Origin of the sequence: Sphingobacterium olei (assembly GCF_005048855.1) — a bacterium.
GTDB classification, from domain to species: domain Bacteria; phylum Bacteroidota; class Bacteroidia; order Sphingobacteriales; family Sphingobacteriaceae; genus Sphingobacterium; species Sphingobacterium olei.
This window is the reverse complement of sequence record NZ_SUME01000002.1, coordinates 62,947-76,189: the sequence shown is the minus strand read 5'-3', so window position 1 is coordinate 76,189 and position 13,243 is coordinate 62,947. Positions and strand designations below refer to the sequence as shown.

Annotated in this window: 9 protein-coding genes; all 9 read left to right on the top strand. The window is 41.4% G+C overall.

Going from position 1 to position 13,243, the window contains the following annotated elements; all coding sequences use genetic code 11:
- The first annotated feature begins 108 nt into the window (after positions 1–108).
- The 9 genes from FAZ15_RS04655 to FAZ15_RS04615 all read left to right on the top strand — a co-directional run bounded on the left by FAZ15_RS04655 (position 109) and on the right by FAZ15_RS04615 (position 13,242).
- Positions 109–822 (top strand): CoA transferase subunit A, encoded by a 714-nt coding sequence (locus tag FAZ15_RS04655; protein ID WP_136900169.1) that lies wholly within the window; start codon positions 109–111, stop codon positions 820–822.
- Positions 823–826: 4 nt separating this feature from the next.
- A complete protein-coding gene (locus tag FAZ15_RS04650; protein WP_136900168.1) occupies positions 827–1,456 on the top strand; it encodes a 3-oxoacid CoA-transferase subunit B in 630 nt (209 codons plus the stop codon).
- Between the two features lie 91 nt (positions 1,457–1,547).
- A complete protein-coding gene (locus FAZ15_RS04645) occupies positions 1,548–2,981 on the top strand; it encodes a glycoside hydrolase family 28 protein (protein WP_136900167.1) in 1,434 nt (477 codons plus the stop codon).
- A 173-nt stretch (positions 2,982–3,154) separates the two neighbouring features.
- Positions 3,155–4,228, top strand: a complete 1,074-nt coding sequence (rhaT, locus tag FAZ15_RS04640; RefSeq protein WP_136900166.1) for an L-rhamnose/proton symporter RhaT — start codon at positions 3,155–3,157, stop codon at positions 4,226–4,228.
- A gap of 22 nt (positions 4,229–4,250) precedes the next feature.
- On the top strand, positions 4,251–6,359 hold the full coding sequence (locus FAZ15_RS04635; RefSeq protein ID WP_136900165.1) for a bifunctional aldolase/short-chain dehydrogenase: 2,109 nt from the start codon (positions 4,251–4,253) through the stop codon (positions 6,357–6,359).
- Positions 6,360–6,495: 136 nt separating this feature from the next.
- Positions 6,496–7,770 (top strand): TIM barrel protein, encoded by a 1,275-nt coding sequence (locus tag FAZ15_RS04630; RefSeq protein WP_136900164.1) that lies wholly within the window; start codon positions 6,496–6,498, stop codon positions 7,768–7,770.
- A 39-nt stretch (positions 7,771–7,809) separates the two neighbouring features.
- Positions 7,810–9,159 (top strand): FGGY-family carbohydrate kinase, encoded by a 1,350-nt coding sequence (locus FAZ15_RS04625; RefSeq protein WP_202912318.1) that lies wholly within the window; start codon positions 7,810–7,812, stop codon positions 9,157–9,159.
- A 185-nt stretch (positions 9,160–9,344) separates the two neighbouring features.
- Positions 9,345–10,661 carry a rhamnogalacturonan acetylesterase gene (locus FAZ15_RS04620; protein WP_136900162.1) on the top strand — a complete coding sequence of 439 codons (1,317 nt, stop codon included), beginning with the start codon at positions 9,345–9,347 and terminating at the stop codon, positions 10,659–10,661.
- A 352-nt stretch (positions 10,662–11,013) separates the two neighbouring features.
- Positions 11,014–13,242 (top strand): fasciclin domain-containing protein, encoded by a 2,229-nt coding sequence (locus FAZ15_RS04615; protein ID WP_162304876.1) that lies wholly within the window; start codon positions 11,014–11,016, stop codon positions 13,240–13,242.
- The last annotated feature ends 1 nt before the right edge of the window (position 13,243 follow it).

Genomic DNA, 13,243 nt, shown 5'->3' with positions numbered 1-13,243 from the left:
TAAATAGTGTATTTATTTAAATGTAACATAAATTTTGAAAATATATTGCATAGCTCCAAATAAAATACGATATTAGGTAGAACCAAAAAGGATAAATCCTTATAAACCATGGTAGATAAAAGTGTTTTAAATGCATTCGAAGCAATACGAGGGGTTAGCAGTGGAATGACAATCGCTGTTGGGGGATTTGGATTGTGTGGCATTCCGGAAAATCTTATTGCTGCGTTGATAGCGGAGAACCTTAAGGAATTAACCTGTATCAGTAATAATGCTGGGGTAGATGATTTTGGATTAGGACTTTTGCTTGGACGTAAACAGATCAAAAAAATGATCGCTTCCTATGTCGGTGAGAATGCAGAATTTGAACGGCAGATGTTGAGTGGCGAGTTGGAAGTAGAGCTGGTTCCCCAAGGAACCTTAGCCACACGTTTGATGGCAGGGGGGTATGGTCTTCCTGTGGTATATACGCCCGCAGGTGTCGGTACAGAAGTGGCCGAAGGTAAAGAAGTCCGTACATTTAAATTCCACGGCGTAGAAAAGGAATATTTAATGGAATACGCATTCGAGCCGGATTTTGCACTGGTAAAAGCCTGGAAGGGCGATCGTATGGGTAACTTAGTATATAGGGGAACGGCGCAGAATTTTAACCATGCAATGGCCATGTGCGGTAAGGTTACCATTGCCGAAGTAGAAGAACTGGTAGAGCCCGGCGTATTAGATCCTAATTTTATTCATACACCCGGAATATACGTGCACCGGATTTTTCAAGGCGAAAATTATGAGAAGCGAATAGAGCAGCGAACTTTCAGATCAAAAGACTAAAATTATGCTAGATAAATATGGAATTGCCAAACGTATTGCCGCAGAAATACAAGACGGTTATTATGTAAATTTGGGTATCGGTATCCCAACCCTGGTAGCCAATTATATTTCAGATGACATCAACGTAGTCTTACAAAGTGAGAATGGTTTGTTAGGTATGGGCCCGTTCCCATATGAAGGAGACGAGGATGCGGATTACATCAATGCAGGCAAGCAAACCATTACCACTTTGCCCGGTTCTGTTTTCTTTGATTCGGCGATGAGCTTCGGTATGATTCGCTCGCGTAAAATTGATCTTACTATTTTGGGGGCCATGGAAGTTTCCGAACAGGGCGACATCGCCAATTGGAAGATTCCCGGTAAGATGGTAAAAGGCATGGGAGGTGCAATGGACCTTGTTGCCAGTGCCGCAAATATTATTGTAGCGATGCAGCATGTAAATAAAGCAGGTGAGTCCAAATTACTCTCCGCCTGCACGTTGCCGCTAACAGGTACTAAATGTGTAAAGAAAATCGTAACCGAGTTAGGAGTTTTTGATGTATTACCTCACGGTGGCTTCAAAATCGTTGAACTGCATGCTGGGGTAACCCTAGATCAAGTGAGACGTAGTACGAAAGGAAAACTTGTGGAATAGACGTTTATTTTTTTACATATACATTGACTGTCCAAATTTTTCCATATTTTAGGCACTTTAAACATAAACCGTGTCAATAAATTTATCCGTTATGAATCGATTTTTTCCGCTACTCTTTCTCGCTCTTTTTGTTTTTTCGTTGCAAGCTTGTTCACAACAGCATGATAGTGATCCTTGGACGAAATTAGACAGTATTAGAGCTTTAATTGTAGCACCTACTTTTGCAAATAAAGCCTATTTAATAACTGATTATGGTGCCAAAGGTGATGGTGTATTTATGAATACCGCTATCATCAATGACCTCATCACACGCTGTTCTGAAAATGGCGGCGGAAAAGTGGTGGTTCCAAAAGGTGTCTTTTTAAGCGGAGCCATCCATTTGAAATCCAATGTAAATCTGCATTTTGAAGACGGGTCTAAAATTATATTCAGCCGTAATCCACAAGACTATTTGCCAATGGTAAGATCCAGGTGGGAGGGTATGGATCTGATGAACTATTCACCCCTTATCTATGCCTATCAGGTGGAGAATATTGCCATAACCGGAAATGGAATATTAGATGGTAATGCTGATAATGCGCATTGGTGGCCGTGGAAGGCAAAAAAAGAATACGGTTGGGTCGATGGAATGGACAGTCAATTGGCCTCTGTGAAGCAACTAACACAACAGGTGAAAGACCGTGTGCCGGTGGAGCAACGTATATATGGAGAGGGAGGTTTCTTGAGACCTCCATTCATTCAACCTTATCAATCGAAGAATATAGTCATAGCCGATGTTACTATCAACAATGCGCCTTTTTGGAACCTCAATCCCGTGTTGTGTGAAAATGTTATCGTACGCGATGTGAAGATCATTACCCACGGTCCTAATAATGACGGTTGTGATCCCGAAGCTAGTAAAAACGTACTCATAACAGGCTGTTATTTTGATACGGGCGATGATTGCATTGCTATAAAATCCGGACGCAATGAAGACGGACGGGATGTAGCAGTTCCAGCCGAAAATATTATTATAGAAAATTGTATCATGAAAGATGGCCATGGCGGTATAGTGATCGGAAGTGAAATTTCGGGAGGCGCAAAAAATATATTCGCGCAAAATCTTCAGATGGATAGCCCAGAGCTAGATCGTGTTATCCGATTGAAGACAAGCTCACTAAGAGGAGGAACAATAGACGGCTTATATGTCAGAAATATTAAGGTCGGTACATATAAAGAGGCCGCTATTCGCTTTAATATGTTCTACGAGAATCCCGGCGACCACCTTCCACAAATTAAAAATGTATGGATAGAGAATCTACAAGTCGAAAAAGGCGGAAAATTTGGTGTTTTGATAGATGCCTATAAAGAGTCTCCAATAACCAATTTTACGGTCATTAATTCGTCAATTAATGGAGTCGATGTTCCTATTCAGAGCAATTACACAGAAAACGTTGTTTTCTCTAATTTCAAAATAAACGGCAAAATCATCGAGTCAATAGAAAGTGCAAACAACAACAAAAAGGAGAAATCCGAAAAGTTTTAACCCTTTCTTTTTATTCGCTTATTACTCAGTGCAAAGCCCTAAAAAAGGGCTTTCGTATTTTAGAAAAAGCGTATCTGGATTCCCTAACAAGACATGACAGTTCATAACAGTTGTATGGGCAGACTGTTTTATCTTGGGACACATTTATAAATCTACATTATATTAAATAATTTATGAACGCAATAGCAGGAGTAATTTTTCATTTTATCGGGGGGTTTGCATCAGGGAGCTTCTATGTACCTTATAAGAAAGTCAAAGACTGGTCTTGGGAGGCCATGTGGATTCTTGGAGGGTTATTTTCTTGGATCATCGTACCGCCAATTGCTGCGTATTTAACGATCCCGAATTTTGTAGAGATTATCCAGAATACAGATTCAAGTATTTTGGGATATACCTTTTTATTTGGCTTGCTATGGGGTATTGGAGGACTTACCTATGGACTGGGTGTGCGTTATCTCGGCGTTTCCTTAGGAAGCAGTGTGATTTTAGGCCTAAGTATGGTTTTTGGTTCCCTCATGCCTGCGATTTATTATTTTTTTAACAAGGCCGATGGAAAGCACGGTATAGATTATTTCTTTACCACCAATGCGGGGATCTGTGTGATGGTCGGTTTATTGGTCTGTATCGTGGGAATTTACCTCTGTGGAAAAGCCGGTGTACTAAAAGAGAGAGGCCTCGCCAACCTTTCTGGTGAAGTGCAGTTAGAATATAAATTTGGGCTGGGTATTACCGTAGCTATTATCTCAGGAATACTGAGTGCCTGTTTTAATTTTGGAATTGAATCGGGCAAGCCTATGGCAGATGTGGCCAATCAACTTTGGAAGGCAGCAAACCCCAATGATGGTGAGTTTCTGTACCAGAATAATGTCACCTATATCGTGATTTTATGGGGTGGATTTACGACAAACTTTATTTGGTGCCTGTATCTTTTGGCGAAAAATAAGACATTCTCAGATTATAAGAAATCGTCGGCTCCATTGGGTAAGAATTTCTTGCTGTGTGCCTTAGCGGGTACAACTTGGTATTTGCAGTTTTTCTTCTACGGTATGGGTGAAAGTAGATTAGGAAACGGCGCAAGTTCATGGATTCTACATATGGCATTTATCATTTTGATTTCAAATGCATGGGGGATATTCCTGAAAGAATGGAAAGGCGTGAGTAAGGCTACCTACCGCTCCATCATCGCTGGTATTGCCATCATTATTTTATCCATCTGTATTGTTGGATTTGCGAAAACATTAGAATAATAACTTTTAAAATTATATTGGTGTGAAAACATATAAACACGTAAATTACTTGTGGGACGAACAAAAGGCAAAATCGCTTGAAGGGGACGAAGTTGCGTTATTGTTATACCGTTCCAATCTATTGGGATCCGACCTGAGAATCACTAACTATGGCGGTGGTAATACCTCATGTAAGCTCCTAGATAAGGATCCTTTAACCGGGGCAGCTGTAGAAGTGATGTGGATCAAGGGATCAGGAGGAGATATCGGAACATTAAAAAAGTCAGGTCTTGCCGCATTATATGTTGATCGTTTACGCGATCTTGAAAAAGTATATAGAGGTATCGAACACGAAGACGAAATGGTCGAATTGTTCAACCATTGTATCTTCGATCTAAGTTCCAAAGCTCCTTCTATCGATACACCGTTGCACGGATTTTTGCCGTTCAAACATATTGACCATTTGCATCCCGATGCAGCCATAGCTATTGCTGCGGCAAAGGACGGTAAGCAGATCACGCAGGATTTATTCAACGGAACAATCGGATGGGTAGATTGGCAAAAGCCAGGTTTTGATCTTGGATTGCAATTGCGCGACTGTCTTGATCAGAATCCCGGAATCCGTGGAATTATGTTGGGGTCACACGGCTTGTTTACCTGGGGCGATACCGCTTACGAAAGCTATCTAAATTCCTTGGATGTTATCGAGACCTGTGCAGAATATTTAGAACAGAATTACGGTAAAAAGCGCCCAGTATTTGGTGGACAAAAAGTAGAGAGCCTTGCTGCAGATGACCGTAAACAACAGGCCGCTAAATTAGCTCCTATTTTAAGAGGATTCTGCTCTAGCGAACGCCATATGATCGGGCATTTTGCAGACGATGATAAAGTACTGGAATATATTAACTCCAATGACCTAGAGCGTTTAGCACCGTTAGGAACAAGCTGTCCGGATCATTTTTTAAGGACCAAGATTCAACCTTTGATCTTAAATCTAGACAAAGGAGAAGACTTAAGTGATGCAGAGGCTATCAAAGCCAAACTTCTTCCTCTTTTCGAAGATTACCGGGAGATGTATACCAATTACTACGAAACATGCAAGCACGACAATAGTCCTGCTATCCGTGATAAGAATCCGGTAATTATCCTGTACCCAGGTGTGGGTATGTTTGCTTTTGCTAAAGATAAACAAACTGCACGCGTAGCAGCCGAATTTTACACCAATGCCATTAATGTGATGAAGGGCTCCGAAGCCGTCAGTGAATATACTTCGTTGCCGCGGCAAGAAGCATTTAATATCGAGTATTGGTTGTTGGAAGAAGCTAAATTGCAACGTATGCCAAAGCCAAAGGCGTTATCTGGAAAAATTGCTTTAGTCACAGGTAGTGCTGGTGGTATCGGTAAAGCGATTGCAAAGAAATTTGCTAGTGAAGGTGCCGTTGTAATTCTGAATGATATGAATGCCGAGCGATTGGCTTCAGCAGAGGAAGAATTTATCGGAGTCTTTGGAAAAGATGCAGTTACTACCGCAGTACTGGATGTAACCAATGAAGAACAGATTGTAAAAGCCCTCGACAAGTCAGCATTGGCATTCGGTGGGGTCGATATTATTGTGAATAACGCGGGTCTATCTATTTCCAAAACGATCGAAGACCATACCCAAAAAGATTGGGATTTATTATATGATGTGTTGGTTAAAGGTCAATTTTTAGTGACTCAAGCTGCTACACGTACCATGAAAGCACAAGGAGTCGGCGGTGATATTATTAATATCGTCAGTAAAAATGCACTCGTCAGTGGTCCAAATAATGCCGGATACGGTAGCGCAAAAGCGGCGCAGTTACACCTGAGTAGATTAAATGCGGCCGAATTGGGCGCCGCAAGCATTCGGGTTAACGTAGTAAATCCAGACGCCGTGATTTCAGACAGTAATATCTGGGCTGGCGGATGGGCAGAAGGCCGTGCAAAGGCATATGGCGTTACGGTTGAAGAGCTTCCTGCATATTATGCGAAGCGTACCTTGTTGAATGAAATCATTTTGCCAGACGATATCGCGAATGCATGTTTTGCCTTTACAGGAGGTCTGCTAAATAAATCAACAGGAAACGTATTGAATGTCGATGGCGGTGTAGCCATGGCATTTACAAGATAATTCATTTTTGTTTGTTTAAGGTGTTGGGAATCGTTTTTACATTTTCCAACGCCTTTATTTACCAATAGAAAGTATACGTTTTTAACTTTTAATTCGAAAGAGTACAGTTTTTACTTTTTATTTTTTACTTTGAAAGATGAGAATAGAACAACAAGTAATAGATCAACATAACCAAAAGCTAGATGCGAAACATCGCCGCGCTTTTAATTATATTTCCGAGGATGTTTCCGATGTAGAAGCACTTTTGGAAAAGGTACAGAAATTCCAGATTGCTATCCCTAGTTGGGCCTTGGGTACCGGTGGCACACGATTCGGACGCTTTACAGGCAAAGGCGAACCTTCTTCATTAGAACAGAAAATCGAAGACGTAGGTTTGTTGCACGCATTAAATAAATCAAGTGGCGCGATCTCATTGCATATACCGTGGGATATCCCAAAAGATGCCGACAACATAAAAGACCTTGCAGCATCGTATGATTTGGTGTTTGATGCCGTTAATTCGAATACTTTCCAGGATCAACCGGGACAAGAATACAGTTACAAATTTGGATCCTTACAGCATGTAGATCCGAATGTAAGAAAGCAGGCCGTTGATCACAATATAGAAGTGATCAAACATGGTATTGCACTAGGATCCAAAGCACTTACCGTATGGTTAGCCGATGGTTCTTCTTTCCCCGGACAATTGAATTTCAGGGAAGCATTCCAGAACACCTTGGAAAGTCTAAGAGAAATCTACAAACATCTCCCAGAAGACTGGAAAATGTTTGTAGAATACAAAGCATTTGAACCCAATTTTTATTCTACGACCATTGCCGATTGGGGACAATCGTTATTGCTGGCGAACAAATTGGGAGATAAAGCCTATACTCTTGTCGACTTAGGGCACCATCTGCCCAACGCAAATATTGAACAAATCGTTTCCCTTTTATTGATGGAAGGCAAATTAGCCGGGTTCCATTTTAACGACAGCAAGTATGCCGACGACGATTTGACAGCAGGTAGTATCAAACCATATCAGTTGTTTTTAATTTTCAATGAACTCGTTGACGGGATGGATGCTGCTGGAATAGACCACGCAACCGGACTGGGCTGGATGATTGATGCTTCACACAACTTAAAAGATCCTTTGGTAGATCTATTACAATCCGTAGAAGCGATCAAGATAGCGTATACACAAGCATTGATGGTAGATCGTAACGCATTAAAAGCGGCGCAGCAAGCTAATGATGTGGTAAAAGCACAGGAAATATTACAAGGTGTTTTCCGTACAGATGTACGCTCGATCGTTGCCGAGGCCAGACTACGTAGTGGGGGCGCTTTGAATCCAGTAGGATTATTTGAAGACATATCTGTCAGAACAAAATTGATAGAAGAACGGGGTAGCAACTCCGTCGCTACAGGTTTATAGCAGTTTTTAATATTTTTAATTTTCACTTTTTAATTTATCATGGGCATTCCGGTTGTTGCAATTTTTGATGTAGGTAAGACCAATAAGAAACTTTTTTTATTCAACGAACATTATCAGATTGTATTTGAGAAATCGGCCCGCTTTTTAGAAACAGAAGATGAAGATGGTGATCCTTGTGAGAATCTGGAAAGCTTAAGGCTTTCCGTTTTCGACTCGCTGCACGAAGTCTTTCGACGTACCGAATTCGATATCAAGGCCATCAATTTTACATCATATGGCGCAAGTTTTGTGTACCTCAATGACAGCGGACACCCACTTACGCCACTCTATAATTACCTTAAACAATATCCTCAGGAATTAGAGAAAGACCTTCATGTAAAGTATGGGGGAGCTGAACAGTTTTCATTAACAACGGCTTCCCCTTCATTAGGCAGTCTCAATTCTGGCCTGCAGGTATATCGCATCAAAAACGAGAAGCCCGACGTATTTGAGCAAATGAAATACGCCGTACATTTACCCCAGTATCTGAGTTTTTTAGTTTCCGGACAGATGTATTCGGATATGACCAGCATAGGCTGTCATACCGCATTGTGGGATTTTGATGCCAAAGATTACCACCAATGGGTAAAAGATACCGGAATTACACAAAAACTAGCGCCTATTGTTCAGGGAGATGAGGTTTTTCCAGCTACCTTTCCTGGTAGCACCTACAAGGTAGGTGTCGGCTTGCACGATAGTTCTTCGGCGTTGATTCCGTATCTGCTTAATTTCCATGAGCCCTTTGTCCTTATATCGACAGGCACATGGTGTATTTCACTCAATCCGTTTAACGATAGTCCGCTGACCAAAGAGCAGTTGGACAAAGATTGCCTATTTTACCTAACCTATGCGGGTACACCAGTCAAAGCTTCCCGCTTATTTGCAGGTTACGAACACGAAGTGCAGACCAAGCGGATTGCAGAACACTTTAATACAACAACCGCTCGATTTAAAAGCATCGAAATCGATTGGTCGATCATCGATAAGCTAAAAGAAGAAAATTCGTCTACAAGTCTCGATACCTTTTCCAAAAGAGACTTAAGCCAGTATGCACACGTCGCAGAGGCCTATCATGGACTCGTGATCGACTTAGTGAATGCGCAGGTGGAATCCACCCGCCTGATCCTTTCGGCACAAGGTGTAAAAAGAATATTTGTAGACGGCGGCTTCAGTAAGAACAACATTTACATGACTTTGCTGGCACGGGAATTTACCGATGCCGAAGTCTATGCAGCTTCCATGGCGCAAGCTACCGCAATAGGCGCCGCTTTAGTCATACACCAGCATTGGAACAGTCACCCCATTCCAAATGATATTATAGAACTGCGCTATTTTAGAGGTAGATCCTGAGATCTTCGTCCTTGCGAATGTGAGGTGCAATTATAACACTTTTTAAGCGTGCAGTATACCCAACTGTACGCTTTTTTGCGTTGAGTGGGCGGTCAGGACGGCTCAGGTTGCGGAAATCAAATTAACCCACTATTTTCGTACTTAACAATGAACCAAATAATCCGCTATTAATTCCTTGACATCTCATGAATTTAACAACTACCCGAAGTGCGATAAGCCTGTTGCTTATAATCTGTATCCAAAGCAGCTTTGCGCGCACCGAGGAGGTGCTAATGGATTTTTCATTTTCCAAGAAAAGCAGGTCACAGATTACCATTAAGCATCCGCTTGTTTATGATTCTAAGAAAGGATATGGGTTTGACCTGGGGACAGAGGGCAGTGTAACCATAGTTAAGAATAAGAAAGGATACCTATCCAGCAATAAGCCTTTTTATTTTTCGGCACAAGTGCCGGAAGGCAATTATAAAGTAACGATAACCTACAAGAATATCGGTAAGGTCTATAGCAGTACGGTACGATCTGAGTCCAAACGCCTACAGTTGGAACATGAAAAAATAGACCATCAGACCGGACTCCAACGTTCTTTTGTGGTGCACATTAAGAACCCCGAGATCAGTGCAGGTAGAGTCGTCGGACTAAAGAAACCGAGAGAGGTCGAAAAGTTAGACTGGGATAATAAATTGACGTTGGAATTTCAGGGTGAAAATCACATCGAACGCATTCGAATTGAAAAAGTAAACGATGTGGTCACCGTATTCTTAGCCGGAAACTCTACAGTTGTCAATCAGGAAGATGAGCCCTGGGCATCCTGGGGGCAGATGATTCCACGTTTTTTCGATACACATGTCGCCGTTGCCAATCATGCCGAATCTGGACTGGCATTAGAATCTTTTCTCTCTTCGCGTAGGCTGGAAAAGATTCTATCCATTGTCAAACCCGGCGACTATTTATTTGTCGAATTTGGTCATAATGATCAGAAGGAGCAGGGAGAAAATGCCGGAGCCTATAAATCCTATTCCGAGCGATTACGTCTTTTCGTAAATGAGTTTAGATCCAAGGGAGGAGTGCCAGTTATTGTCACGTCGACAGCCCGACGATCTTTCGATGCGGATGGTAAGCTGATACATACCCTAGGGGATTTTCCGGATGCAGCGCGCAAGGTTGCAGCAGCGCTACAGGTACCTCTAATCGATCTGAATGCGATGACATCTGTCTTTTACACCGCTTTAGGTGTAGAAGGATCAAAAAATGCGCTGGTGCACTATCCCGCTAATACCTTCCCCGGCCAGGTAGAAGCCCTGCAAGACAATACCCATTTTAACACGTATGGTGCATATCAGATCGCGAAGATGGTATTGCAGGGAATTGTTTCGAACGATATTGGACTAAGAGAATATTTGATTGATTTCAAAGGCTACGATCCAGCGCATCCCGATCCATTCCAAGATTGGTTCTGGCCGCTCAGCGGTAAAAATTCCGTGGTTAAACCGGATGGAAATTAGGTTAATAAATAGAGAAAACTTCCAATTACAACTGCAATTGGAAGTTTTTATTTGAACTTTAATTTAAGTTTCTAAACGTCGCTTTATCCTTAATAAATGCTTTTAGCTACAGTTTCAGCGGCTGTGTTTTTGATGTTGTAGTATTTTATCCTCTTTATATAGGTTTTTGTCAGGATAGCGCAGGTTGCGGGAGTGTGGGGTATATGTTACATTTGTTTAAACCAATTGATAGATTATTTCATCAATAACAAATTTTTGCTGATACGTTTTAATTGTTTTGCTGACAACTATATTTTTTTGAGCTGCCAATTGTAATAGAATTAAATTTTAACTAACCCAATAAACTATGTTTATGCTTTTTAACAAGTATTCCCTTTGCTGGTTACTCTTGTTCTTAACGATCTCCAGTTGTCGAAAAGCGGCATTCGACGAATTTTATGGCCGTCCGGATTGGCTTGAGTCTGCCATCTATTCCAAGTTGCAAGAGGAAGGGAGATTTTCAATGATTCTGAAGCTCATCGATAAAGCGGGCTATCAAGAAACCCTAAACCAAGCGGGCTATTGGACATTTTTTGCGCCTAATGATGAGGCTGTTAAACGTTTTTTAACCGAACAGGGCATTGCCGATATTGAAGCCATTTCTGTAGAGATGGCAGAGAAAATTGTGCGCAATGCATTGGTGTATAATGCCTTCAAGACAGATCGTATTTCCGACTATCAATCCAATTTAGGATGGGTAGAAGGGATGGCCTTTCGGAGACGAACGGCATACTATGACGGTTTCCGTAAAGAAGTCGTAAAAATCAATGGCGTGGAACAGGAATTAGTTGTCGCAGCTTCCAACCGTAATAACATGACGGTTTCATTTGGAACACCTTATTATGTCGACGGCGATAATAATAACAAATATGTAACCTATTTTCACTCTAAATATGCGGCATTAAATAACCTAACGGCTAGCGACTATACGTTTTTCCATCCAAATGTGAACTGGACCGATTTTAACTTTATGGGGTCTAAGGTTGTAAAGGCAAATATCATTGCGGAAAACGGCATTATTCACGAAGTGGATGCGGTGAATTTACCACAACTCAGCTTAGATCAATACATCACTCAAAATGACGATTACAGTTTCTTCAGGGATTCGATTCTAAATCCGTACTTTGTAACATACCAGCCCAATGCGGCAGCGAGTAAAACCTACGAATACCGCACGGGCCAAACCGCGCAGGTGTATATTAAAACATACGACCCGATGTTGGCTTTCTCTCCCAATAACGAGAACTACCTAAAGATGGAGGATAACGATGGACAGATGGACGCCTATACGCTATTTATTCCTAAGAATGACGTACTTATTCCTTGGGTCAGAAATGTGCTATTAGAGCATTATAAAACCTTAGGCAATGTACCGAAGACTGTGCTGGCCGATTTTGTCAATACGCTGTTTTGGCAAAGTGCCGTATGGCCGAGTCAATTCGCCGAAAAAACAAATATTCATGAAGAGCCGGCCCGCTTTCAATTAAGTGATATATCCGATAAAAAGATACTAAGCAACGGCTTTTTATACGGTACTTCCAAGATGCAAGAATCGGATCTATTCAATACTGTGTATAGGCATATCGTTTTGGATCCCGCCTATTCTCTGATGTTGAATTTGTTAAATAAGGAATATCGACGACTAATTATTAATCCCGATAAAGAATTTACTGTGTTTCTGTTCTCAGATAGATTGTTGAGCCAGTTGGGCTATTTATACGATGACCGAATCAGTTCATGGACATGGAGAGATCGTAACGGAAACGTACAGGGGCATAGTGTTGCAGAACCACGTCTCCAAAGAATCCTATATAGTCATATCGTGGAGACGCCAAATAATGAACTGGGTAACATTGCAAACACAAGTGGCTTTATCCAGGCTGGTGATAATTCCATTCCTGGTGAATATATAAAGTGGAGTAACGGAAAACTGTACGCCGCTGGCAATGAATTACTGAATCAGCCCGTACAAATCGTGGGTTCGGCAAAATTCGGTAACAACGGTCGTATCTATTATGTTGACAACCTATTAGAATTTTCTGGAGAATCCTCAGGACAGGCTATTCAGCGAATTGTATCACAAAATCCCGAGCTAGGTCGTTTCAGGGATTACTTAATAAACTCGACGCTTTACGTAGCAGCAGATTTAACAATAAAAGGGGTGTCTTCAGGATCTTCTTACACATTTTTGATGCCCAATAATGATGCCGTTCAACAGGCTATAGATGACGGGTTGTTACCGGCTAATCCGTTAACTGCTGATCTAGCAGAGCGGGTCAAGGTCGAACGCTTTATCCTGTACCATATGCTTAGTAATGTCAATCTTGCGCCGGATGGTAATCGTGAAATTCTATCCGCGATAACCATGATGAAAGATGAAAATGATCAGTCCCAGATTGTAGGTATTAACAATGCACCTCAGAATTTGCGTATTGTGGATAAAAAGGGAAGATCAATATCCGTAGTAAATAATACTGACCTATATATCTCCAATCGTATTGTTTTACATGAGTTAAATGGATACCTCAATTATAATGAATAAC